The sequence below is a fragment of the Actinosynnema pretiosum genome, assembly GCF_002354875.1.
In the GTDB taxonomy this organism is placed as follows: domain Bacteria; phylum Actinomycetota; class Actinomycetes; order Mycobacteriales; family Pseudonocardiaceae; genus Actinosynnema; species Actinosynnema auranticum.
Window position 1 is genome coordinate 3,716,603 of sequence record NZ_CP023445.1, and the last position, 23,821, is coordinate 3,740,423.

At 74.5% G+C, this 23,821-nt stretch carries 19 protein-coding genes, 1 pseudogene and 2 riboswitches; of the genes and pseudogenes, 11 read left to right on the forward strand and 9 right to left on the reverse strand.

The annotated features are described in order from the left end of the window. The first annotated feature begins 62 nt into the window (after window positions 1–62). Entirely contained in the window at window positions 63–392 is a 330-nt protein-coding gene (locus tag CNX65_RS15975; protein WP_096493913.1) for a hypothetical protein, read from the forward strand. Window positions 393–437: 45 nt separating this feature from the next. Here CNX65_RS15975 and CNX65_RS15980 read toward each other — a convergent pair whose 3' ends face one another. Next, window positions 438–1,172, reverse strand: coding sequence for an SDR family oxidoreductase (locus CNX65_RS15980; protein ID WP_096493914.1), 735 nt, complete (start codon window positions 1,170–1,172; stop codon window positions 438–440). A gap of 144 nt (window positions 1,173–1,316) precedes the next feature. On the opposite strand from CNX65_RS15980, the gene CNX65_RS15985 reads away from it, so the two are divergent. Next, window positions 1,317–2,009 (forward strand): TetR/AcrR family transcriptional regulator, encoded by a 693-nt coding sequence (locus CNX65_RS15985; protein ID WP_096493916.1) that lies wholly within the window; start codon window positions 1,317–1,319, stop codon window positions 2,007–2,009. A 157-nt stretch (window positions 2,010–2,166) separates the two neighbouring features. Next, window positions 2,167–2,952, forward strand: coding sequence for a beta/alpha barrel domain-containing protein (locus CNX65_RS15990; RefSeq protein ID WP_232519859.1), 786 nt, complete (start codon window positions 2,167–2,169; stop codon window positions 2,950–2,952). Window positions 2,953–3,089: 137 nt separating this feature from the next. Here the strand turns inward: CNX65_RS15990 and CNX65_RS15995 are convergent, their stop codons facing one another. After that, the gene (locus CNX65_RS15995) at window positions 3,090–4,130 is read right to left on the reverse strand and encodes an NAD(P)-dependent alcohol dehydrogenase (RefSeq protein ID WP_096493918.1); all 1,041 of its coding nucleotides are present in this window, start codon (window positions 4,128–4,130) and stop codon (window positions 3,090–3,092) included. After that, complete coding sequence (locus CNX65_RS16000; protein WP_232519860.1) at window positions 4,127–4,765, reverse strand: TetR family transcriptional regulator; 639 nt, start codon at window positions 4,763–4,765, stop codon at window positions 4,127–4,129. The genes CNX65_RS15995 and CNX65_RS16000 overlap by 4 nt, the downstream gene beginning before the upstream one ends. Window positions 4,766–5,253: 488 nt before the next feature. Between CNX65_RS16000 and CNX65_RS16005 the strand changes: the two genes are divergently transcribed. Together CNX65_RS16005 and CNX65_RS16010 are read left to right on the forward strand one after the other, a co-directional pair. Continuing rightward, window positions 5,254–6,747, forward strand: a complete 1,494-nt coding sequence (locus CNX65_RS16005; protein WP_096493922.1) for a SulP family inorganic anion transporter — start codon at window positions 5,254–5,256, stop codon at window positions 6,745–6,747. Window positions 6,748–6,851: 104 nt separating this feature from the next. Next, the gene (locus CNX65_RS16010; protein ID WP_198320480.1) at window positions 6,852–7,574 is read left to right on the forward strand and encodes a B3/B4 domain-containing protein; all 723 of its coding nucleotides are present in this window, start codon (window positions 6,852–6,854) and stop codon (window positions 7,572–7,574) included. A gap of 228 nt (window positions 7,575–7,802) precedes the next feature. Here the strand turns inward: CNX65_RS16010 and CNX65_RS16015 are convergent, their stop codons facing one another. The 5 genes and pseudogenes from CNX65_RS16015 to CNX65_RS16035 form a co-directional block, all read right to left on the reverse strand. After that, a complete protein-coding gene (locus tag CNX65_RS16015) occupies window positions 7,803–8,354 on the reverse strand; it encodes a TetR/AcrR family transcriptional regulator (RefSeq protein ID WP_096493924.1) in 552 nt (183 codons plus the stop codon). A 72-nt stretch (window positions 8,355–8,426) separates the two neighbouring features. Next, window positions 8,427–9,135, reverse strand: a pseudogene (locus CNX65_RS38345) (DJ-1/PfpI family protein). Between the two features lie 76 nt (window positions 9,136–9,211). Next, window positions 9,212–10,357, reverse strand: a complete 1,146-nt coding sequence (locus tag CNX65_RS16025) for an ArsB/NhaD family transporter (protein ID WP_096493926.1) — start codon at window positions 10,355–10,357, stop codon at window positions 9,212–9,214. Then, window positions 10,354–11,529, reverse strand: a complete 1,176-nt coding sequence (locus tag CNX65_RS16030; protein WP_096493928.1) for a metallophosphoesterase — start codon at window positions 11,527–11,529, stop codon at window positions 10,354–10,356. The genes CNX65_RS16025 and CNX65_RS16030 overlap by 4 nt, the downstream gene beginning before the upstream one ends. A 111-nt stretch (window positions 11,530–11,640) precedes the next feature. After that, window positions 11,641–12,309, reverse strand: coding sequence for a TetR family transcriptional regulator (locus CNX65_RS16035; protein WP_096493930.1), 669 nt, complete (start codon window positions 12,307–12,309; stop codon window positions 11,641–11,643). 232 nt (window positions 12,310–12,541) lie between these two features. Here CNX65_RS16035 and CNX65_RS16040 point away from each other — a divergent pair, with 232 nt between their 5' ends. After that, window positions 12,542–13,747: a ricin-type beta-trefoil lectin domain protein gene (locus CNX65_RS16040; RefSeq protein ID WP_177154594.1), complete on the forward strand. Its 1,206-nt coding sequence runs from the start codon at window positions 12,542–12,544 to the stop codon at window positions 13,745–13,747. A 48-nt stretch (window positions 13,748–13,795) separates the two neighbouring features. On the opposite strand, the gene CNX65_RS16045 is transcribed toward CNX65_RS16040, so the two are convergent. Further along, a complete protein-coding gene (locus CNX65_RS16045) occupies window positions 13,796–14,452 on the reverse strand; it encodes a (2Fe-2S) ferredoxin domain-containing protein (protein WP_096493934.1) in 657 nt (218 codons plus the stop codon). 86 nt (window positions 14,453–14,538) lie between these two features. Next, a riboswitch (cobalamin riboswitch) is annotated at window positions 14,539–14,610 on the reverse strand. Window positions 14,611–14,832: 222 nt separating this feature from the next. Beyond that, window positions 14,833–15,052, forward strand: a riboswitch (cobalamin riboswitch). Window positions 15,053–15,194: 142 nt separating this feature from the next. Here CNX65_RS16045 and CNX65_RS16050 point away from each other — a divergent pair. The 5 genes from CNX65_RS16050 (at window position 15,195) to CNX65_RS16070 (ending at window position 23,811) form a co-directional block, all read left to right on the forward strand. After that, a complete protein-coding gene (locus CNX65_RS16050; protein WP_096493936.1) occupies window positions 15,195–18,014 on the forward strand; it encodes a ribonucleoside-diphosphate reductase subunit alpha in 2,820 nt (939 codons plus the stop codon). Further along, window positions 18,011–19,087, forward strand: coding sequence for a ribonucleotide-diphosphate reductase subunit beta (locus CNX65_RS16055; RefSeq protein WP_096493938.1), 1,077 nt, complete (start codon window positions 18,011–18,013; stop codon window positions 19,085–19,087). Before CNX65_RS16050 ends, CNX65_RS16055 begins: the two co-directional genes overlap by 4 nt. 159 nt (window positions 19,088–19,246) lie before the next feature. Continuing rightward, the gene (locus CNX65_RS16060; protein WP_096493940.1) at window positions 19,247–20,485 is read left to right on the forward strand and encodes an Nramp family divalent metal transporter; all 1,239 of its coding nucleotides are present in this window, start codon (window positions 19,247–19,249) and stop codon (window positions 20,483–20,485) included. 178 nt (window positions 20,486–20,663) lie between these two features. Continuing rightward, a complete protein-coding gene (locus CNX65_RS16065) occupies window positions 20,664–22,895 on the forward strand; it encodes an MMPL family transporter (RefSeq protein WP_096493942.1) in 2,232 nt (743 codons plus the stop codon). Between the two features lie 190 nt (window positions 22,896–23,085). Then, entirely contained in the window at window positions 23,086–23,811 is a 726-nt protein-coding gene (locus CNX65_RS16070) for an SGNH/GDSL hydrolase family protein (protein ID WP_096493944.1), read from the forward strand. The last annotated feature ends 10 nt before the right edge of the window (window positions 23,812–23,821 follow it).

The window sequence follows — 23,821 nt, forward strand, 5'->3', positions numbered from 1 at the left end:
TTTTCCCGGCCTCGGCGGGGCCGCGCGGCGCCACCCTCGTTCATGATCATGGAGGTGGCGCGGTGACGACCCCGCTGGTCGGCTTCGAGCTCGGCCGTCACGACTGGTCCTCGCTGGCGGTCAGCTCGCCGGACGTGGAGCTGCGGCGGCGGGTGCCGGAGAGCCTGGCGGGGCTGCTGTCGGCGCAGACCGATCCCGAGGCCGCGGGGCGGGGAAGCGGGGACCTCGGACCTGAGTGCCGAGCGCTCGCCCGTGACGGACTGTGGCTGCTCTACCGGGACCCGGGCCACCGGTTCGACGAACAGGTCTGCGCCATCCTGGAGATCCTGGACGGGGACTCCGGGCGGGTCGGCGCGGTTCCCGTGCGGGTCAAGCGGAAGCAGGGGCGGTGAGCGCGGCGGCGTCCCGGTGGTCGGGGCGCCGCCGCGGCGCCTCGCTCAGGCCAGACCGCCGTTGACGAACACCGTCTGCGCGTTCACCCACCGCGCGCCACCGGCCAGCGCCGACACCACCTCGGCGATGTCCTCCGGCGCGCCCAGCCGCCCCATCGGGTTCTGCGCGGCCAGCTTCGCGACCAGCTCGTCGCTCTTGCCGTTCAGGAACAGCTCGGTCGCGGTCGGGCCGGGGGCGACGGCGTTCACCGTCACGTCCTTGCCCGCCAGCTCCTTGGCCAGGATCGGCACCAGGGTCTCCACGGCCGCCTTGCTCGCCGCGTACGCCGCGTAGGTCGGCAGGTTGGTCTTGGTCACCGTGGTGGAGAACAGCACCACCGCGCCGCCCCGCCGCACCCGGTTCGCGGACTCGCGGGCGACGGCGAACGCGCCGCGCACGTTGGTGCGGTGGATGCGGTCCAGCTCGGCCAGGTCCAGCTCGGCCACCGGGCTCAGCGCCATGATCCCGGCCGAGTTCACCACCACGTCCACGCCGCCGAAGTGCTCCTCCGCCGCGTCGAACAGGGCCTTCACGTCCGCCTCGTCGCCGACGTCGCCGCGCACCGCCACGGCCCGCCCGCCGCGCGCGGTGATCGCCTCGACGACCTCGCGCGCCGCCTCCTCGTTGCCCGCGTAGTTCACCACCACGGCCTGCCCGTCCGCCGCCAGCCGCTCGGCGACGGCCCGGCCGATGCCCCTGGACCCGCCGGTGACGATCGCGACGCGCTCAGTGCTGCCCACGTGCTTCCTCCCACGCTCTGCGGCGCCGGTCCCGGCACCTCCTGTTGTCAACGGTAACAGCTACCAGCTAGCGGCGCTATTCAGTGGCAACGCCTCCACGTTAACGGCGCTACCAAACGTCGTTCCGCCCGTTATCGTGTCCGGGTGAAGCGAGACCTGACCCGCGACCGCATCGTCGCCGCCGCCTACGACCTGCTCCTGCAAGGCGGCCGGGAGGCGGTGTCCACGCGCGCGGTCTGCGCGGCGTCCGGGGTCCAGTCGCCCACGATCTACCGCATCTTCGGCGACAAGGACGGCCTGCTCGACGCCGTCGCCAGCCACGGCTTCGCCTCCTACCTGGCCGACAAGACCTCCCTCGCCCGCTCCGCCGACCCCGTCGACGACCTGCGCCGGGGCTGGGACCTGCACGTCGGGTTCGGCGTCGCCAACCCCGCCCTCTACTCGCTGATCTACGGCGACGCCCGCACCGGCGTCTCCTCGCCCGCCGCCAGGCAGGCCGCCGACGTGCTCGCGGGCACCGTCCGCCGCATCGCCGAGGCGGGACGGCTCAAGGTCGCCGAGGAGCGGGCCGCGCACCTGGTGCACTCGGCGGGCTGCGGGCTCACGTTCACCCTGATCGCCACGCCCGAGGACGAGCGCGACCCCGAGCTGTCCACCACCGCGCGCGAGGCGGTCATCGCCGCCGTCGCCACCGGGCCCGCGCCCGCCGACGCCCCGGCGGGACCGGTCGGGGCGGCGATCGCGCTGCGGGCCGCCGCGCCGGAGCTGACCGCGCTCAGCGCGGGGGAGCGGGCGCTGCTGGCCGAGTGGCTGGACCGGGTCGTCGCCGAGGGGTGAGCCCCGCCGCGTGCCGGTCGCTCGGAGGAGTCCCCGGCCTCACCCGTTGGCCCGAACGGCGTCACCCGGACCGGTGGAATCGTCACCAGGCCGATCGGCCGTGTGGTTGAGTCCTGCCCGATTTACGCATCGGCCCCGGCACCACTGGAGGCACGCGGTGACGCCCTTCCGCACGTTCGCCCGGCAGCTCCGCATCAGGCGGATGCACCAGCACGGCGGCCCCCGCCTGCTGCTCGTCCCCCTGGAGCAGCCCGCCGCGGGCTGCGGCAGCCTGGCGCGGACCGTCGCCGAGGTGATCGACGGCGGCGCGGACGCGGTGGTGCTGCACAAGGGGCTGCTGCGGCACGTGCACCCCGAGTCGTTCACCTCCGCCTCGCTGGTGGTGAACCTCAGCGCCAGCACCAAGCACGCCCCCGACTCCACGCACCTGGTCGCGCACGTGGAGGAGGCGGTGCGGCTGGGCGCGGACGCGGTGTGCGTGAGCGTGGACTTCGGCTCGGACGGCGAGAACCGGCAGATCGCGGACCTGGCCACCGTCGCCGAGGAGTGCGACCGGTGGAACGTGCCGCTGCTGGCCTCGGTGCACCCGCGCGGCCCCGAGCAGGGCTCGCCGGAGCTGCTGGCCCGCGCCGCCGGGCTCGCCGTCGACCTCGGCGCCGACCTGGTGGAGCTGCCCCCGGTCGCCGACCACGCGGCGCAGGCCGACGTGATCGCCGGGTGCGCCATCCCGGTGCTGGTCGCGGTCACCCACCACCGGGTGGACGCGGAGACCGTCGCCGAGGCGCGGCGCGCGCTGGCCGCCGGGTCCGGTGGCATCACGGCCGGGCAGGCGGTCGCGGACTCGGGCGACCCGGCGGCGCTGGCGCGCGTGCTGGCGAACGTGGTCCACGCCGACGCCCCGCGCGGCATCCCGTCCGCCCGCAGCCGCCCGCACGGGGTCTGAGCCAGCCGTCGCCCGAAAGGGGTTCACCCGGTCGTGGGCATGGCGAAGCGGCCCGGTGGCCGCCACCACCGGACCGCTCCACGTCCACCACGAGCCGCGAGCGGGCGCGCCGAGGGGCGGCGCGCCCGTCGCAGGACTCAGCCGCGCGGCAGCACGACCGCGCGCCCGCGCACCTGACCGGCGTGCAGCCGCTCGTAGGCCAGCGGCGCCTCGTCGATGCCGAAGGTCTCGGTGTGCACGGTCAGCGCGCCGGACCGGGCCAGGTCCAGCACCTCGATCAGCTCGCCCCGGCTGCCCCAGTACGGGGTGGACACCGACACGTCGAACGGGATGGTGCCGAAGCCGACCGGCACGGTGCCGCCGCCGATGCCGACCACGGTCAGGTCGCCCTCGACCGCGACGACGCCCGCCGCCGTGGCCACCGTCGGGCCCACGCCCACGAAGTCGAGCACGACCTCGGCGCCCAGGCCGCCGGTCAGCTCGCGCACGGCCTTGGTGGCGTTCGCGTCGGACAGCACGGTCTCGTGCGCGCCGACCGCCGCCGCCAGCTCCAGCTTCTCCTTCGACACGTCCAGCGCGATCACGCGGGCCGCGGTGGTGGCGCGCAGGATCTGGATGGCCATGTGGCCCAGGCCGCCGGTGCCGATGACCACGGCGGTGCTGCCGGGGACCAGCTTGGGCAGCGACTTCTTGATCGCGTGGTACGGCGTGAGACCCGCGTCGGTGAGCGGGGCGGCCGAGATCGGGTCGAGGTCGCCCAGCGGCACCAGGTGGCGGGCGTTGTCGATCAGCATGTACTCGGCCATCGCGCCGGGCGCGCCCAGTCCGGGCGGGTTGATGCCCAGCTCGGCGGCGCGCAGGCAGTAGTTCTCCTTGCCCTCGGCGCACTTGGCGCACGAGCCGCAGCCCTGCGGGCCGTAGACGGCGACCATCTCGCCGACCTCGAGGCCCGTGACGCCCTGGCCGAGGGCGGCGACCTTGCCGACGCCCTCGTGGCCCAGGGTGAGGGGGAAGCCGTAGTTGTAGACCTCGGCGGGCCACTCCATCACGGCGATGTCCGAGTGGCACACGCCCGCGGCGGCCACCTCCAGCACGACCTGGCCGGGACCGGCCTCGGGGTCGGGGACGGTGACGACCTCGGGGGCCTTGCCGATCTCGCGGTACTGCACAGCCTTCATGGCGCACTCCACTGCGTTGTAGGTATGGCGAGCGCCCCGACCAGGGCGTCGAACGCGCGGTCCACCAGCACGGGCAGCTCCTCGTCGCCGAAGAGCCACAGGCGGGTCGCCGCCACCAGCGCGCCCGCGCCCGCGCCGACCACCACGGCGGGCCGCAGGTCGTCCTCGGGCACGCCCATCCGCTCCGCGAGCACCCGCACCGACTCGGCCTCGGCGAGAGCCCGGAGGTGGTGGTGCGCGCCGAACAGCGTGGGCTCCCGCTCGGTCAGCCGCAACAGGTCGCGGACGCCGGGGCGGCGGTGCCAGGCGGGTTCGTCCTCGTCGTCGAGCCAGTCCCGGACGGCGGCGCGGTAGGCCGTCACCGGGTCCTCGCCCTCGGGGCGGGCCCGCAGGGCGGCGTTGATCCGGTCGCCGTCGGCCCGCACGCCGTCCAGGACGGCGGTCTCCTTGCCCGCGAAGTAGCGGCTGAAGGTGCGCCGGGTGACGTCGGCCCGGTCGGCGATCTCCTCGACGGTGACCGCGCGGAGTCCGCGCGCCACCACGAGCTCCACCGCCGCCGAGGCGAGTGCCTCCCGCGTGCGCAGGGTCTTCCGCTGCCTCCGGCCGTCCACGACCGGCTCTGGTCGAACGCTCACGGGACAAGCGTACTGCTGGAATGTCCCAGTGGGACAGTTGTCCCGGTGTGACATGCGGATCAGTGCACGGGTACTTGCGGAAACGGTGTTGATCAGGCATACGGGGGTGCGGGCGCGCGGCTGGACGGGGGAGTGGAGCGCGGTCCGGCGGTCTCGCCGCAGGACGTAGGATCAGGGCGGCGAGGTCGGCTGTCGGCCGCCACGCCGTCGTGCCGGGGCAGACTGGGGTCTCCGCCGGAGAGCCGAACCCCGCAGGAGACGAGCGTGCGCGAGCGGATGACGCCCACCGCCGAGGTCTGCCCGCCGTAACGCCCGGCGTCCGGGAGCGCGGCGCGCCGCGCCCGTTCCCACCTCCGCCCGGTCCCGCGCCGCCCGTCCCGCGCCGCGCGCGGCCGTCGCCTCGGGGCGCCCTTCCGGCGCCCCCGCCTCATCCCCGCGCGCCCCCGACCCTTCCGGTGGCGTGCCCGAGCACGACAGGTGACCCTCCCGTGTCCTTCGCCCCCGCGCGCCTGCGCGCACTGGCCCCCGACTGGCTGCGCGACCCCAAGGTGTGGCGCACCGAGGTCCTCGCCGGCCTCGTCGTCGCACTCGCGCTGATCCCCGAGGCGATCTCGTTCTCGATCATCGCCGGGGTCGACCCCGCCGTCGGCCTCCACGCCTCGTTCACGATGGCCGTGGTGATCTCGGTGGTCGGCGGCAGGCGGGCCATGATCTCCGCCGCCACCGGCGCCATCGCGCTGGTCGCCGCCCCGCTCAACCACGAGCACGGCCTCGGCCACCTGGTCGCCGCCGTCGTCCTCGCCGGGATCTTCCAGGTGCTGCTCGGCGCGGTCGGCGTCGCCGGGCTGATGCGCTTCATCCCCCGCTCGGTGATGGTCGGGTTCGTCAACTCGCTGGCGATCCTGATCTTCCTGGCCCAGCTGCCGGAGCTGGTCGACGTGCCGTGGGCGGTCTACCCGCTGCTGCTGGGCGGGCTGGCGCTGCTGGTGCTGCTGCCGAGGCTGACCACCGCCGTGCCCGCGCCGCTGGTGTCGATCGTGGCGCTGACCCTGATCACGGTCGGGGCCGGGATCGCGGTGCCGACCGTGGGCGACAAGGGCGCGCTGCCCTCGTCGCTGCCGGTGCCCGGCCTGCCGGACGTCCCGCTCACCTGGGGCGCCCTCACCACCATCGCCCCGTACGCGCTGGCCATGGCGCTGGTCGGGCTGATGGAGTCGCTGATGACCGCCAAGCTGGTGGACGAGATCACCGACACCCGCTCGAACAAGACCCGCGAGTCCATCGGCCAGGGCATCGCCAACATCGTCACCGGCCTGTTCGGCGGCATGGGCGGCTGCGCGATGATCGGCCAGACGATGATCAACGTGAAGGTCTCCGGGGCCCGCACCCGGCTGTCCACGTTCCTGGCGGGCGCGTTCCTGATGGTGCTGTGCGTGGTGTTCGGCCCGGTCGTGTCGGACATCCCGATGGCGGCGCTGGTCGCGGTGATGGTGATGGTCTCCTTCGCGACCTTCGACCGGCACTCCGTCGCGCCCGCGACGCTGCGCCGGATGCCGCTGGGGGAGACCGCCGTCATGGTGGTCACGGTCGCCTGCGTGGTGGCCACGGACAACCTCGCGATCGGCGTCGTGGTCGGCTCGGTCACCGCGATGGTGGTCTTCGCCCGGCGGGTGGCGCACCTCGCCGAGGTCGAGGCGGTGCCCGACCCGGACGGGGCGGCGGTGGTCTACCGGGTCACCGGGGAGCTGTTCTTCGCCTCCTCCAACGACCTGGTCGGGCAGTTCGACTACCCGAACGACCCCGACCGGGTGATCATCGACCTGAGCGCGGCGCACGTGTGGGACGCCTCGTCGGTGGCGGCGCTGGACGCGATCGAGACCAAGTACGCGCAGCGCGGCAAGACCGTCGAGATCACCGGGCTCAACCCGCGCAGCGCCGACCTGCACGGCAGGCTCAGCGGCGCGCTCGGCGCGGGGCACTGAGGCAGGCCGTTCGGCGGCGGTCGCGCGGGTGGCGCGGGGCGGTGCACTACCTTGCGCACGTCCGCGCGAACCCGCGCGACCGGCCCGTCGAACGGAGACCACGAATGACCGACGCCCCCGACCTCAAGCGCTTCCTCGCCGGTGCCCGGATCGACCCCGAGGTGCTCGCGCTGCGCCCGGACTACCGGGCCGCGCTGCTCGTCGTCGACGGGATCGACCCCGCCGCGAGCACCGCCCTCGGGGACGCCCTGGTGGCCGAGGCCGAGGCGAGCGCCCGCGAGCTGCTCGCCGCCGGGCCCGTGGAGGAGGAGCCGCACGTCGCGGCGTGGCGGGAGGCGTACCGCGGGTTCGGCGCGAAGCCGCAGCGCACCCGCAACAGCCTCGAAGCGCTGCTGCGGCGCGCCGGTGACGCCGGGCTGCCCAGGGTCAACGCGCTCACCGACGTCTACAACGCGATCTCGGTGCTGCACCGGGTCCCGCTCGGCGGCGAGGACCTGACCCGGTACGCCGGTTCCGCCCGCCTCGTCCGGGCGACCGGCGCGGAGGAGTTCGACACGGTCGCGGGCGGGGTGGAGGTCGTCGAGCACCCGGAGCCGGGCGAGGTGGTGTGGCGCGACGACGCCGGGGTGACGTGCAGGCGGTGGAACTGGCGGCAGGGGCGGCGCACCGCGCTGACCGGGGGCACCACGGCGGCGCTGTTCGTCCTGGACGCGCTCGCCCCGATGGACGACGCCGCGCTGGACGCCGCCGTCGACCACCTCGCGACGGCGCTCGGCGGGCTGGGGGCGGACGTGACCGCGGCGACCAGGGTCGTGGGCGCGGTGTGACTCCGGGGCGCGCGCCCGCGTCGCGCGCCCCGGCCGTGCGGTGCGCTGGGGACGTGCCGGTGCTCGCGGGCGCATCGGGCTGCGGTGCGCGCGCCCGCAGCCCGATGCGCCCGCCGGTGTTCCCCCGACGGCCACGTCGGCAGGCTCGCCACCGGCCACGCCGCGGTCCGGCAGGTGCTCGCCGACACCCGGTTCAGCTCCCGGCTCGACCTCGGCGCGGCGGGGCGCTCACCCCTCCCGCAGCCCGCCCGTCACCATCCGCACCAGCAGCTCGTAGCTCTCGTCCAGCTCCTCCGGCCACTGGAACGCGTTCTGCGCCTCCAGCACCGCCCACCCGTGCACCGCCGCGCGCAGGCAGCGCACCGCGTGCACCGCCCGCGCCTCGTCCATCCCGTACGCCCGCATCGCCCCCAGCAGGATCTCCACCAGCCGCCTCGCCGCCTGCTCCACCAGCGGCTGCGAGCTCTGGAGCATCGCGGAGTAGCGGTGCGGGCGCTCCTTCGCGTAGTCGCGCCACGCGAGCATCAGGGCGCGCACCGCCTCGTCGGCCGAGCGGCCCAGCGCGGCGTCGCCGATCCGGTCGGACAGCTCGGCCGCGATCCGCGCCGACATCAGCGCCCGCAGCTCCGCGAGGCTGCGCACGTGCTTGTACAGCGACGGCGTCGCCACCCCCGCCCGCGACGCCACCGCCGCCAGCGTCAGCGCGCCCTCGCCCTCCTCGTCGACCAGGCGCAGCGCGATGTCCACCACCGCCTCCGCCGACAGCGCCGCCCTAGCCACGGGCCACCTCCCGCTCGACACCGCGCACCCGCGACCTCCAAGCTAACAATAGTAGCTACCAAGCTAAGTTTGTTAGCTCGACCTGTCAACCCGGCCGCGCAACCGCTCCGCCGCCCGCGCCACCAGCGGCCCGCGCGCCGCGGCCAACCGGGCCGTGATCGCCGCGACCTCGTCGGGGTCCACGTCCGGGCGGGTCGGGCCGCCCGCGTCGAACGGGGGCCTCGGGTCGTACTCGATCATCAGCTGCACCCGCTTGGCCTCCGCGTCGCCGAACAGCTCGGCGGCCAGCGACAGCGCGAAGTCCACCCCGCTCGACACCCCCGCCCCGGTCACCACGTTCCCGTCCCGCACCACCCGCTCCGCCACCGGCACCGCACCCAACCCCGCCAGCAGCGGCAGCGAACCCCAGTGGCTCGTCGCGCGCCTCCCGGTCAGCAGCCCGGCCGCCGCGAGGACGAACGAGCCGGTGCACACGCTCGTCACGAACCGCGCCCGCCGCCTGGCGGCGCAGGAACCCCAGCGCCACCTCGTCCTCGAACAGCTCGAACGCGCCCTGCCCGCCGGGCACGAACAGCACGTCCGCCTGCCCGGCGTCGGCCAGCGTCGTCGTCGGCACGATCGAGAACCCCGCGTCGGTGGGCACGGGCCCCAGGTCGTGCCAGGCCAGCTCGACCCGCGCGCCCGGCAGGCGGGAGAACACCTGCGCGGGGCCGGTCAGGTCGAGCTGGGTGACGTTCGGGAACAGCAGGCACAGGAAGCGGGTCACCCCGCCAGTGTCCACCCGCGGGCGATCACGCGGGCCACGGCTGCCCGTCCTCCACCGGCACGAGCACCCCGGTCACCACCGCGCTCGCCCCTCACCCCGTCAACCACAGCGCCCCCGTCGCCGCCGCCACGGTCAGCACCGCCACCAGCACCCCCGACGCCACGAACCGCGCCATCGGCACCCGCACCCCGGCCCGCGCGCACGCCTCCAGGCAGATCAGCGTCGCCAGCGACGCCCACGGCAGCGCCACCGACCCGGCGTTCACCCCGATCAGCACCGCCAGCAGGTGGTCCGCGTCCGCGCCCGGCAGCGCCGCCTCCACCGCCGTGTAGGCGGGCAGGTTGTTCAGCGCGTTCGCCAGCCCCGCCGACACCGCCGCCGTGCGCGCCAGACCGGTGCCGACCAGCGCGCTCACCGCGTCGCCCACCCCGTGCAGCACCAGCGCGGGCACCAGCAGGAACAGCCCCGACACCAGCACCAGCAGCCGCCACGGCACCAGCGAGGGCCGCAGCGCCGACCGGTCCAGCGCCGCGAACGCCGCCACCAGCGCCAGCGCGATCCCGGCCGCCACGAACGCGATCCCGTCGTGCACCACCGGGATCGACGCCGCGAACAGCAGGCACGCCGCCAGCGACACCCCGAACAGCCTGCGGTCGCGCGGTCGCACCGGCTCCGGCACCCGGTACGGCTCGACCTTCCGCCAGTGCAGCACCCACAGCACCCCGGCCGTCACCAGCACCGACGCCAGCTGCGGCGCCCACATGCGGGCCGCGAAACCGGTCGCGGTCAGCCCGACCCGGTCCGCCGCCAGCAGGTTCGTCAGGTTCGACACCGGCAGCAGCAGGCTCGCGGTGTTCGCCAGCCACACCGCCACCATCGCCAGCGGCAGGCCGGGCACGCCGGTGCGCACCGCCAGCGCCAGCAGCACCGGGGTCAGCAGCACGGCGGTGGTGTCCAGGTTCAGCAGCGCGGTCAGCGTCGCCGCGAACAGCACGCACAGCGCGAACAGCGCCCACGGCCTGCCGCGCGCCGCGATCGCCATGCCGGTGGCGGCCACGTCGAACACCAGCGCCTCGCGCGCCAGCTCGGCGATCACCACGACGCCGGTCAGGAACAGCAGCAGCGGCGCGACGCGGGACAGGCTCGCCAACGCCTGGTCGCCGGGGAGCCAGCCGGTGGCCACGCACGCCACCCCGGCCAGCAGCACCCCCGCGGCGACCTTGTCGCCGGTCTTCACCCTGCCCGCAACGTCAGCAGGGAGACCTCGTTCGGCGCGAACACGCGGAACGGCGGCCCCCAGAACCCGGTGCCCCGGCTGGTCCACAGCAGGGTGCGCTCGCCGTGGCGGCTCAGCCCGGACAGCACCGGCTGCTGGAGGCGCACCAGGAGGTGGAACGGCCAGATCTGCCCGCCGTGGGTGTGCCCGGACAGCTGGAGGTCCACGCCCGCCGCGACGGCCTTGGTGATCTCGCTCGGCTGGTGCGACAGCAGCACCACCGGGGCGCCCTCGGGCGCCCCGTCCAGCGCGGCGGCCAGGTCCTGGCGGTGGCCGGGCTCGCCGGAGTGCGCGGCGGTGATGTCGTCCACGCCCGCGAACACCAGGCGGGCGCCGTCGCGCTCCAGCACGCGGTGCTGGTTGTGCAGGCTCGTCCAGCCCAGCTCGGCCAGGTGCTCCAGCCAGGCCTGCGCGTTGGACAGGTACTCGTGGTTGCCGGAGACGCAGAACCGGTGCGGGGCCTGGACATCGCCCAGCGGGGTGGACTGGTTCCGGCGCTGCCCGACGGTGCCGTCGGCGATGTCGCCCGCGTGCACGACCACGTCCGCGCCCAGGCCGTTGACCCGCTCGACCAGGCCCCTGGACCACGCGGAGCGGTCGATCGCGCCGTAGTGGGTGTCGGCGATGACGGCGATGGTCAGGCCGTCGAACGCCCGGTCCAGCCGGGGGAGCACGACGTCGGCGCGGCGCACCGGCGGCACGCGCATCGCCTGGCGGTTGCCCCACACCGCGACCACCACGATCAGGACCAGCAGCAGCACCGCGACCACCCTGGCGCGCAGCGGGTTCTCCACCCCGGCCACGGCCAGGACCAGGCGCAGCAGGTCGGTCACCAGGGTCCAGGCGAACGCGATCCACACCAGGCCCAGCAGCAGGTGCGCCAGGCGGGTGCCGCGGTCGGTGCGCCTCGCGCCCAGCGAGCGGGCCATGAGCAGCGGGAACGCCACGTACGCGCCGCCGATCACCAGCGTGCCGACGGCGGTCACCGGCCACGGCCACTGCGCGCTCGGCGCGAGCAGCCCGAACCACGGGACGGCGAACAGCAGCGTGGTGATCGCGATCAGCACCGCGGCGAGGGTGATCCGCCGCCGGGCGCCGCGGCGGGGCGCGGGGGGTTTGGGGGGTGCTGACATGACGGCTCCTGGTTAACGAACCAACGGTCCTGCTATCAGCGGAGCGTACGGGAGCCCCACGGGGCTGTCAGCACAGTGGAGGGGGCGCGCCGGTCCCAGGACCCGGCGGGCTCAACTGGCGCGGGCGGCCAGGCCGATCAGCTGGTTGACCAGGCTCTCGGTCAGCGCCGCCCGGAACGCCTCGTCGGCGGCGGGCAGCCCCAGGTCGGCGCTCGCCCGCGCCACCTCCTCGGTCGGCCTGGCCCGCCCCCACAGCCCGGCGGTCACCACCACGACCGACTCCGCGAAGTGCCGAGTCCCCGCCGCGCCCAGGTGCGGCAGGCGCTCCGCGACCAGCCCCGCCAGCCGGTCGCGGCGCCGCCCGGCCGCCGCCGCGAACCCGCGCGCCGCGTCCACGTCCACGTTGCGCTCCAGCACGCTGGCCATCGAGCCGAACAGCTCGCACAGCGGCGGGTCGGCCACCAGCGCCCCGGCGACCGCCGTCGCGACCGCGACCGCCCGCCCGTACGGCACCGGCTCCGGCGCGCACGAGCGCAGCACCGGTTCCAGGCCGTCCAACCAGGACGACCAGCGCCGCCGCAGCACCTCCAGGTAGACGGCCTCGCGGGTGCCGAAGTAGCGCAGCACGTTCGACTTCGCCAGCCCCACCCGGCAGCTCAGCTCGCGCAGCGTGATCGCGTCCAGCGGGCGCTGCTCCAGCGCGGCCTCGGCGGCGTCCAGGATGGCGGCCCTGCGCGCCTGCACCTGCTCGGGCCTGCGGGCGCGCTGGAAGTCCACCACGGGGGGAGGTTACCGCCGTGCTGCGGACGACAACAGAACGCCGTTCCGCTGCGTGGTCGGCGTTCGCCCGATCCGGGGATCTCGGTGCCCCGCCCCACGTGGTTACTCTCCGAACACGACCGAGAGCGGAGACGTGGTGGCGATGGGCTGGACGGGCAGCGCGGGGCGCGGTGGCGGAGCGGAACCGGCGCTTGCCGCGACGGGGGGCGGCGGCGCGCTGGTGCGAACGGGGGTGGGCCGTGGACCGGGGGCGAGCACCGCGCCGGACGAGCCGCGGCACGGGGGCGCGGTGCGGCGGCCGGTCATCTCGCGCCGCCGCGCGCCGCGGCGCCTGAGACGCGCCGGGGCGCTGCTGGCGGCGCTGTGCGCCGCGGCGGGCCCGGTCACCGGCACCGCGTCCGCCGAGGTGGCGGGGACGGTGGTGGGCCGGGTGTGGTTCGACCGCGACGGCGACGGCGCGCGCGACCCCGAGGAGCCCGGCCGGGCCGGTGCGGTGGTGCACGCGCTGGGCGCCATGGCGTTCCGGACCACCACCGACGTCAACGGCGAGTTCCGCGTCCCGCACCTGCCGGTGGGGGAGTACCGGCTCACCGCCGAGTCCGAGGGCTACGAGGTGATCGGCGCGCGCGAGGTCGTCGTCCAGGTCGGCGCGGACCCGGTGGACGTCGGGTTCGCCCAGCGCGGCGGGGAGATCAGCGGGTACGGCTGGTGGGACACCAGCGGCAGCGGGGCCTTCGACTCGGGCGAGGGCATGGTCGCCGCCACCTGGAAGATCGCCGGCTTCAGCGACTACGAGGGCTGGATCAGCAGGCAGGTCGCCGCCCCCGGCCAGTACGCGCTCCGCGACCTGCCCGCCGGGGTGTACCGGGTGGAGGTCGACGGCCCCGGCTGGCCCACGAAGTACCGCGCGGACAAGGACATGCGCAACTCGGACGTCCTCGGCGTGCCGCCGTCGACCGTGCCGATCCGGGTCGCGGAGGGTCAGCGCTACCCGTACGTGTCGGCCGGGTTCACCGGGACGAGGCGGGACGTGGAGCTCACCAGGAACCTCCGCACCTGCCTGGACCAGGAGCACCCCGGAGGCTCGCCCACGAACCGGGTCGGCGCGTGGGAGTGCAACGGCGGCGCGAACCAGCGGTGGGCGCTGCACTGGCTGGGGCTGGACCGGGTGGCGGTGGTGAACACGGCCACCGGCGACTGCCTGGACCAGGAGACCCCCGGGGGCGCGCCGACCAACGTCGTGGGGGCGTGGGGGTGCAACGGCGGGTCGAACCAGAAGTGGGTCATCGGCAGCCCGGCGTACGACCGGCCGGAGCTGCTGGTGAACGCGGCCAGCGGCCTGTGCCTGGACCACGAGCACCCGACCGGGACGCCGACGAACCGGGTGGGGGCGTGGTGGTGCAGCGGGGCGGTCAACCAGGAGTGGGACATCCGGTAGGAGGGGTGGGGCCGTCCGCGTGGGGCGGCCCCTCCCCGGCGGGCGCGCTCAGCCCGCCGCGCCGCCCGGTGGCCTGCGCACCACCCGCTCACCGCGCCCCGCCGGGGTGTCGGCCCACGAGTCGACCAGCGCCGCCGCGTCCTCGGCGGTGACCGGGCCCCACCAGGCGTCGTCCGGGTGGACGACCACCACGGGCGCGTGGTTGCACGGGTACAGGCAGCCGGTCTGCGCCACCAGCACCGCGTCGTCCCCCAGCCCGCGCTCGCGCAACCGGGCCGCCAGCGCCGCCGCCGTGCCCGCCGCGCCCCGCGCGGTGCAGCGCGGGCCCCGGCACACCAGCACGTGCCTGGCGTGACCGGGCACCTCCGCCCACGCCGGTGAGGTCAGACCGGCCTCACCGCCGGTCACCGCCCGGTCCACGACCCGCACGCGCAGCGCCTCCGGGTTGCGCCGCACCCAGTCGCCCGCGACCCGCCGCAGCCACGACCGGGCGGGCGCGGGCGTCCCGGCCGACGGGGCGGCCACCAGGTCGACCGCCGAACCGGGCGCGTCCCGCGCCAGCGCGTCCAGCGCGTCGTCCAGCGCGGGCTCGCCGAGCTGGAGGTACGCCACGCGGGCGCCGACCGCGTCGGCCAGGGCGGTCAGGTCGGCCTCGCGGGCGTGCGCGTCGGCGGCCAGCCCGACGAGCAGCAGGTGGTCAGCCACGGGGCCTCGTCCGTCGTGCGCGCACGCTCCAGCGCTCCCCTTCCCCCGGTGCTCCGCCGGGTGCTCGAAAGGCGCGCGAGGGCGGCGGTCCGGCTCGCGGGACGTCGGACGTCCCCGCTCACGGTGGCGGTACCGCGCCGGAATCGCACCGGCTTCCCCGGACCCCGCGCGGGTCCACCGGGAACGTAGCAGGCGGCGGGCGGGGCGCGGTGCCGCCGAACGGCAGGCTGGGCGTGGATCGTCCACTGAGGACTCGACCCGGCCTGCCCCGCCGTTCGGGGGTGACCGCGCGAGCGTGCTCCGCCGCCGGTTCGCGTGATACCCCACCCCGCCCCGACGCGCCGATGTGGGGGTGTCGTCCACGCCCCTCCACAACATGTAGTGTCTCGCCCGTCAGCGGTTCGCCGCTCCCTCCCGAGGGGGCGGCGAGGCAAGAGGGAACCCGGTGGGAATCCGGGACTGCCCCGCAGCGGTGAGTGGAAACGACCGCCGTCACACAGCACTGGGCCCGTTCCGGGCCTGGGAAGCGACGGCCAGTAGGTCCGGTGGGAACGCCGGGTGTCCGCGAGTCCGAAGACCTGCCGTCGACGCGCGCGCCGACGCCTTCGGCGCGCGCTCGTCCGGGGCCTCGTGGGAGGGCCTTCGCGGACAGCCGGCGTGCGCGTTCCCCCGCGTCCCGGCTGCGGCGCGCCCTCCTCGCGAGCACCCCGGCGGTGTCCGGCTCGCGAGGAGAGAGAGGGCTGTGCCAACCACAACCACACCCGCCGCTGTCGCCAAGGCCCCGGTTCGGGTGGTCCGCCGCGACGGGGCGGTGTCGGCGTTCGACGCCACCAAGGTCTCGGTGGCGATGACCAAGGCCTTCCTGGCGGTGGAGGGCGACGGCGCGGTCGCGTCGTCCCGGCTGCACCCGCTGGTGGAGGAGCTGACCGGGCAGGTCGAGGCCGCGCTGCTCAAGCACGTGCGGCCGGACGTGGCCCTGCACGTCGAGCAGATCCAGGACCAGGTCGAGCTGGTGCTCATGCGCGGCGGCCACCACGCCGTCGCCCGCGCGTACGTGCTCTACCGGGAGGAGCGCGCCGAGGTCCGCGCCGCCACCGCGAGCGCGCCCGCCCCGACCATCCGGGTCACCCACCCGGACGGGCAGGTCAAGCCGCTGGACTGGGACCGCGTCGCCGCCGTCGTGGCCGAGGCGTGCGCCGGGCTGACCGACGTCAGCGCCGAGACCGTCCTGGCCGAGACCCGCCGCAACCTCTACGACGGCATCACCGCCGACGAGCTGGCCACCGCGCAGATCATGGCCGCCCGCACCCTCGTGGAGACCGAGCCGGACTACTCGTTCGCCTCGGCCCGGCTGCTGCTGGACAAGCTCCGCCGCGAGGCGCTCAGCCACGTCGCGGGGCAGCCCGTGGAGGCCACCGGCGAGCAGATGTCCTACCTGGACTACTTCCCGGCGTACGTGGAGCTGGGTGTGTCCGTGGACCGGCTCGACCCCGAGCTGCGCGCGTTCGACCTGCCCCGCCTGGCGCGGGCGATCCGGCCCGAGCGGGACCTGGCGTTCGACTTCCTCGGGATGCAGACCCTGTACGACCGCTACTTCCTGCACGACGACGGTGTGCGCTACGAGCTGCCGCAGGCGTTCTTCATGCGCGTCGCGATGGGCCTGGCGCTGCGCGAGGACGACCGCGAGGCGCGCGCGATCGAGTTCTACGAACTGCTGTCCTCGTTCGACTTCATGTGCTCCACCCCGACCCTGTTCAACTCCGGCACCACCCGCCCGCAGCTGTCGTCCTGCTTCCTCACCACCGTGGACGACGACCTGGACGCGATCTTCCGGGGCTACCGCAACAACGCCCTGCTGGCCAAGTACTCCGGCGGCCTGGGCAACGACTGGACGCCGGTGCGCGGCATGGGCGCGCACATCAAGGGCACCAACGGGCGGTCGCAGGGCGTCGTGCCGTTCCTGAAGATCGCCAACGACACGGCGGTCGCGGTCAACCAGGGCGGCAAGCGCAAGGGCGCGGCGTGCGCGTACCTGGAGACGTGGCACGTCGACGTCGAGGAGTTCCTGGAGCTGCGCAAGAACACCGGTGACGACCGGCGGCGCACCCACGACATGAACACCGCGAACTGGGTGCCGGACGAGTTCCTGCGCCGGGTCGAGGCGGACGCGGAGTGGACGCTGTTCTCCCCGGACGAGACCCCGGACCTGCACGAGCTGTGCGGGACCGCGTTCGCCGAGCGGTACCGCGCCTACGAGGAGGCCGCCGACCGCGGTGAGATCCGGGTGCACCGCAGGGTGCGCGCGGTCGACCTGTGGCGGCGGATGCTGACGGTGCTGTTCGAGACCGGGCACCCGTGGATCACCTTCAAGGACCCGTGCAACCTGCGCTCCCCGCAGCAGCACGCGGGTGTGGTGCACTCGTCCAACCTGTGCACCGAGATCACCCTGAACACCAGCGCGGACGAGGTCGCCGTTTGCAACCTCGGGTCGATCAACCTGGCGAACCACGTGACGTCCTCGGGTCTGGACCGGGACCGGTTGGCGCGCACCACCCGCACCGCCGTGCGGATGCTCGACAACGTCATCGACATCAACTTCTACACCATCCCCGAGGCGCGCCGCTCCAACCTGCGGCACCGGCCCGTGGGCCTCGGGCTGATGGGGTTCGCGGACGCGCTGTTCGCCCAGCGGATCCCTTACGCCTCAAGCGAAGCGGTGCAGTTCGCGGACCTGAGCATGGAGCTGATCAGCTTCCACGCGCTGGACGCGTCCGCCGACCTGGCCGCCGAGCGCGGCTCGTACGAGTCGTTCGAGGGCTCGCTGTGGAGCCGGGGCGTGCTGCCGATCGACTCCATCGCGCTGCTGGCCGACGCGCGTGGCGGCGACCTCGACATGGACACCTCCACCACGCTGGACTGGTCCGGGCTGCGGGCCAAGGCGCGCGCGGGGATGCGCAACTCCAACGTCATGGCGATCGCGCCCACCGCGACGATCTCCAACATCTGCGGCGTCGGCCAGTCCGTCGAACCGCTGTACCGCAACCTGTTCGTCAAGGCGAACATGTCCGGGGACTTCACCGTGCTCAACCGGTACCTCGTCGCGGACCTGAAGGCGCGTGGGCTGTGGGACGCGGCGATGGTGTCGGACCTGAAGTACTTCGACGGCTCGCTCGCCGCGGTCGACCGGGTGCCCGCCGACCTGAAGGCGTTGTACGCCACCGCGTTCGAGGTCTCCTCGAACTGGCTGATCGAGGCCGCGTCGCGCAGGCAGAAGTGGATCGACCAGGCGCAGTCGCTGAACCTGTACCTGGCCTCGCCCAGCGGTCGGGCGCTGGACGAGCTGTACCGGTCGGCCTGGCGCAAGGGGCTCAAGACCACCTACTACCTGCGCGCCACGGCGGCAACCAGCGTGGAGAAGTCCACGCTGAGCGGCACCGACGGCAAGCTCACCGGCGTCGCGCTGCCGCCCGCGCCGGTTCCCGCCCCCGTTCCCGAGCCGGTGCTGCCCGCCGGGGGCGCGGCCTGCTCCATCACCGACCCCGACTGCGAGGCCTGCCAGTGACCACCACCCCCGACGCCGCCGACACCACGGGCCTGGGCGAGATCGAGCGCGGCGCGGGCCGCGTGCACGTCGACGACAAGGCGATGATCAACGCCCGCGCCGACGTGAACCAGCTCCTGCCGCTGAAGTACCACTGGGCGTGGGAGAAGTACCTCGCGGGCTGCGCGAACCACTGGATGCCCACCGAGGTGTCCATGCAGGCCGACATCGCCCTGTGGCGCTCCCCGAACGGCCTGACCGCCGACGAGCGGCACGCGATCAAGCGCAACCTCGGCTTCTTCGCGACCTCGGAGTCGTTGGTGGCCAACAACGTCGTGCTCGCGGTGTACCGCAACATCACCAACCCCGAGTGCCGCCAGTACCTGCTGCGCCAGGCGTTCGAGGAGGCGGTGCACACCCACACCTTCGAGTACATCTGCTCCTCGCTCGGCCTCGACGAGGGCGAGCTGTTCAACATGTACCGCGAGGTGCCGTCGATCACCGACAAGGCCGCGTGGGCGCTGAAGTACACGAAGTCGTTGGAGGACCCGGAGTTCCGCACCGGAACGCCCGAGGCGGACCAGGCGTTCCTGCGCGACCTGGTGGCGTTCTACGTGGTGTTCGAGGGCATGTGGTTCTACACCGGGTTCGCGCAGATCCTGTCCCTGGGGCGGCGCAACAAGATGGTGGGCATCGCCGAGCAGTACCAGTACATCCTGCGCGACGAGTCGATCCACCTGAACTTCGGCATCGACGCGATCAACCAGATCAAGATCGAGAACCCGCACCTGTGGGGCGAGGCGTTCCAGGCCGAGGTGCGCGCGATGCTCGCCGAGGCGTGCGAGCTGGAGATCGCCTACGGCCGCGACACCATGCCGAACGGGCTGCTCGGGCTCAACGCCGAGCTGTGCGAGCGGTACATGCGGTTCATCACCAACCGCAGGTGCGCGCAGCTGGGGCTGGAGCCGGTGTTCGCGGCGACCGAGAACCCGTTCCCGTGGATGTCGGAGGCGGTCGACCTGAAGAAGGAGAAGAACTTCTTCGAGACCAGGGTCACCGAGTACGCCTCCGGCGGCACGCTCGACTGGGACTGAGCTGCTCCGGGCCGGTCCGGTGGCCTGAGCCGGGCGGGGCCGTCGCCTTCGGGCGGCGGCCCCGCCGCGTCCCTCGGGGCGGACCGGGGGAGTGGTCCGCCCGCGTTGCTGCCAATAATGTGCAACAGCCACTCAAGTGCAACTGGAGGGAGGGGCGCCGTGGCGACCACCCGCGTCACCCGTGCCACCCGCGCGACCCGGCTCCGCTCGGGAACGGCCCTGCTCGGGCCCGCGTTCGTCGCGGCCATCGCCTACGTCGACCCCGGCAACGTCGCCACGAACACCGCCGCCGGGGCCCGGTACGGGTTCCTGCTGGTCTGGGTGCTGGTGGCGGCGAACGTCATGGCCGGGTTGGTCCAGACCCTCTCCGCCAAGCTCGGCCTGGTCACCGGCCGCTCGCTGCCCGAGGCGGTGCGCGACGGCCTGTCCAGGCCCGCGCGGCTGGCCTACTGGGCGCAGGCCGAGGGCGTGGCCGCGGCCACCGACCTGGCCGAGGTGGTCGGCGGCGCGATCGCGCTGAACCTGCTGTTCGACCTCCCGCTGCTGCTCGGCGGGGTGATCACCGGCGTGGTGTCGACGGTCCTGCTGGTCCTGCGCGACCGCGGCGGGCAGCGCGCGTTCGAGCGGGTGATCACCGGGATGCTGCTGGTCATCGCCATCGGCTTCGCCGCGGGCCTCCTGCTCTCCCCGCCGCCCGCCGAGGCGCTGGGCGGGCTCGTGCCGCGCTTCGACGGGGTGGACAGCGTGGTGCTGGCGGCCGGGGTGCTCGGCGCCACGGTCATGCCGCACGCGGTGTACGTGCACTCGGCGCTGGCCCGCGACCGGCACGGCCGCACCACCGGCGACGCCCTGCGCCGCCTGCTGGCGGCCACGCGGGTGGACGTGGTGCTGGCGATGGTCGTGGCGGGCGCGGTGAACCTGGCCCTGCTCCTGCTCGCGGCCACCGCGCTGCGCGACGTGCCCGGCCTGGACGGCCTCGACCAGGTGCACGCGGCCATCGGCGACGCCCTCGGCGGCGGGGTGGCGCTGCTGTTCGCGGTGGGCCTGCTGGCGTCGGGGCTGGCGTCGACGGCGGTCGGGTCGTACTCGGGGGCGGTGGTGCTGGAGGGCCTGCTCGACGTGCGCGTCTCCCCGCTGACCAGGCGCCTGGTGACGCTGGCGCCCGCGCTGCTGGTGCTCGCGGTGGGCGTGGACCCGACGCGGGCGCTGGTGTGGTCGCAGGTGGTCCTCTCGTTCGGCATCCCGTTCGCGCTGGCGCCGCTGGTGCGGCTGACCTCGTCGCGGGCGGTGATGGGGGAGCACGTGAACGGGCGCGGCACGGTGGTGGCCGCGTGGGGCGCGGCGGTGGCGGTGATCGCGCTGAACGCGGTGCTGCTGGTGCTGCTGGCGATCGGCTGAGGGGCGCCGGGACGCGCTTTCCCTCCCCGTCCCGCCCTCCCACCACCACTTTCGTCGCCACCCACCCAGGTGACCACCACCGTCCACACCGGACCAATCACCGGAAAGTGTCCGTTCACCGATCCCCTCCGACGGGGAATTCTGATCCGGGACATCAGGTGGTGAAAGGACCAGTGGCATGGCGACCTTCCTGCACCGGCTCGGCTCGGCCTCGTACCGGAACCGGGGGGCGGTGGTGTTCGCCTGGCTCGTGCTGCTGATCGGGCTCGGGGTCGGGTCCGCGGTGTTCGCGGGCAAGACCGTCACCACGTTCTCCATCCCCGGACAGGAGTCCACGACCGCCCTGGAGCGGATGCGGGCCGAGTTCGGCAGCGGGCCCTCCGGGGCGTCCGCGCAGGTCGTGGTGCGCGCGCCCGAGGGCGCCCGGATCACCGACCAGGTGATCGCGGGCCGGGTCACCACGCTCGTCGGCGCGCTCAACAAGCTCCCCGGCGTCGTCTCGGCGACCAACCCGCTCAACCCGGCCGCCCCCGTCGTCTCCGCCGACCAGGCCGTCGCCTACAGCACCGTCACCTACGAGGCCCAGGCCCCCGACATCACCGACGAGCAGCGCGCGGCCCTGCTCGACGCCCTCGACGGGGCCCGGCAGGACGGGCTCGCGGTCGAGGTCACCGGCGAGGCCACCAGGGAGGTCGTCGGGATCGGCGGACCGGCCGAGGTCGTCGGCGTCGTGGTCGCCCTGCTCGTGCTGGCCCTGACCTACGGCTCCCTGGTCACGGCCGGCATGAACATGCTCACCGCCGTCGTCGGCGTCGGCATCGGCGCGCTCGGCATCACCCTGCTCACCGGGTTCGCCGAGCTCCAGTCGACCACCCCGGTCCTGGCCGTCATGCTGGGCCTGGCGGTCGGCATCGACTACGCGCTGTTCATCGTCACCCGCTTCCGCCACGAGCTGCTCGACGGCCGCGACGTGCCCTCCGCCATCGCGATGGCCGTCGGCACCGCCGGGTCCGCCGTGGTCACGGCGGGCATCACCGTCGTCATCGCCCTGACCGGCCTGGCCGTCGCGGGCATCCCGTTCCTCACCGAGATGGGCGTGGCCGCCGCCGCCACCGTGGTGGTCGCGGTGCTCATCGCGGTCACCCTGGTGCCCGCCGCGCTCGGCTTCATCGGCCGCCGCGCCCTGCCGCGCCGCCTGCGCTCGGGCGCCCGCCCGGTCGACCGGGGCGTCTACCGCCGCTGGGCCGCCGCCACCACGAGGAACCGCTGGCCGGTGCTGGTCGTCGCGGTCGCCGCGCTCGCCGTCGTGGCCGTCCCGGCGTTCTCCATGCAGACCAGCCTCGCCCAGCGCCCCGCCGAGGGCAGCACCCAGGCCAGGGCCGTCGAGATCGTCTCCGAGCACTTCGGCCCCGGCTTCACCGGCCCGCTGCTGGTGCTCGTGGAGGGCGACGAGGTCGCCAAGCACGCCCTGGAGGTGTCCAGCCGCGCCAAGGAGCTCGGCGACGTCGCCGTCGTCGGCCAGGCCCAGGTCAACTCGGACGGCACCGCCGCCCTGGTCAACGTCGTCCCCAGGTCCGCGCCGGACAGCGCCGAGACCATCGCCCTGGTCGACGAGCTGCGCTCGGCCGTGTCCGGCGTCGACGGCGCCCAGGTCTACGTCACCGGCACCACCGCCGTCGGCGTCGACGTCTCGCACCGCCTGGACGAGTCGCTGCCCACCTACCTGGTGCTCGTCGTCGGCCTGGCGCTCGTGCTGCTGGTCCTGGTGTTCCGCTCGCTGCTGGTGCCGGTGGCGGGCGTGCTCGGGTTCCTGCTGACCGTCGGCGCCTCGCTCGGCGCGACCACCGCCGTGTTCCAGTGGGGCTGGCTCAAGGACGTGGTGCGCGCCGAGACCACCGGGCCGCTGATGAGCCTGGCCCCGATGATGGTCACCGGCATCCTGTTCGGCCTGGCCATGGACTACCAGGTGTTCCTGGTGTCCCGGATGCACGAGGCGCACGCGCACGGCGCGCCGCCGCGCGAGGCGGTCGTCACCGGGTTCCGGCAGGCCGCGCCGGTCGTGGTGGCCGCCGCCGCGATCATGTTCGCGGTGTTCGCGGGCTTCGTGCCCGAGGGCGAGGCGACGATCAAGCCCATCGCGTTCGCGCTGGCCATCGGCATCCTGGTGGACGCGGTGGTGGTGCGCATGGTGGCGATCCCGGCCGCGCTGGCGATCATGGGCTCGGCCGCGTGGTGGCTGCCCCGGTCGCTGCGCCGGCTGCCGGTGCTGGACGTGGAGGGCGCGGCGCTGGAGCGCGGGGGCGCCTCGGCGGTGCCGCAGCAGGACCGCGCCGAGCCCGCGGGCGCGGCGGGCACGGGCGCGGTCGGCGCGCGGGAGGAGGACGCCGGGCACGACGTGCCCAGCCGCTGAGCCGGGGGCTCTGCTCCCTTGGGGTGGGCCGCGCGCACACCCCGCGGCGAATCCGTGGACATCCCCGGTGGACCGTCCTTACAGTGGCGGCCCAGCGTTCTCGGCGCGCACGATCCGGGTGGGGCAGTTCGCCGAACCGCCGCCTCGAGCCGTTCTTCCCCGGTGTGCTTGGGGAAAGGCGGTTCCGACCATGGGGTGCTCACCCCGGAATGCCCTGTCATCCGCGCTGCTCGTCCTGGTCACGGCCCTGCTCGGGTCCCTGCTGGTCGCCCCCGGCGTCGCCGCGGCCGAGTCGAACGGCGGCACCCGGGTCATGCCGCTCGGCGACTCCATCACCGACGGCTGGAACGTGCCCGGCGGCTACCGGGTCGGCCTGTGGCGCAGGCTCGTCGACGAGGGCTACTCGGTGGACTTCGTCGGCTCGGGCTTCAACGGGCCGCCGGAGCTCGGCGACCACGACCACGAGGGCCACCCCGGCTGGCGCATCGACGAGATCCACGCCAGGGTCGACGGCTGGCTGCGCGCCACCAGGCCCAGGGTGGTGCTGCTGCACATCGGCACCAACGACATCGGGCAGGACTACGACGTCGCGAACGCCCCGGCCAGGATGCGCGCGCTGCTCGACCGCGTCCAGCTCGCCGCGCCCTCGGCGTGGGTGTTCGTCGCCCGGATCACCCCGATCGAGGACCCGGTGCTGGAGGCGCGGGTGCTGGCGTTCAACGCCGCGCTGCCGGGCGTGGTGGCGGACCGGCGGCGGGTGCGGCTGGTCGACATGCACGACGGGTTCGTCCCCGGCGACCTCGCCGACGGCGTGCACCCGTCCACCGCGGGCTACGACAAGATGGCCGCGCGCTGGCGGGCCGCGCTGGCCGCCGTTCCGGAGAGCCTGCCCAGGACCCCGGCCCTGACGGGCTGACCTGCGGTTT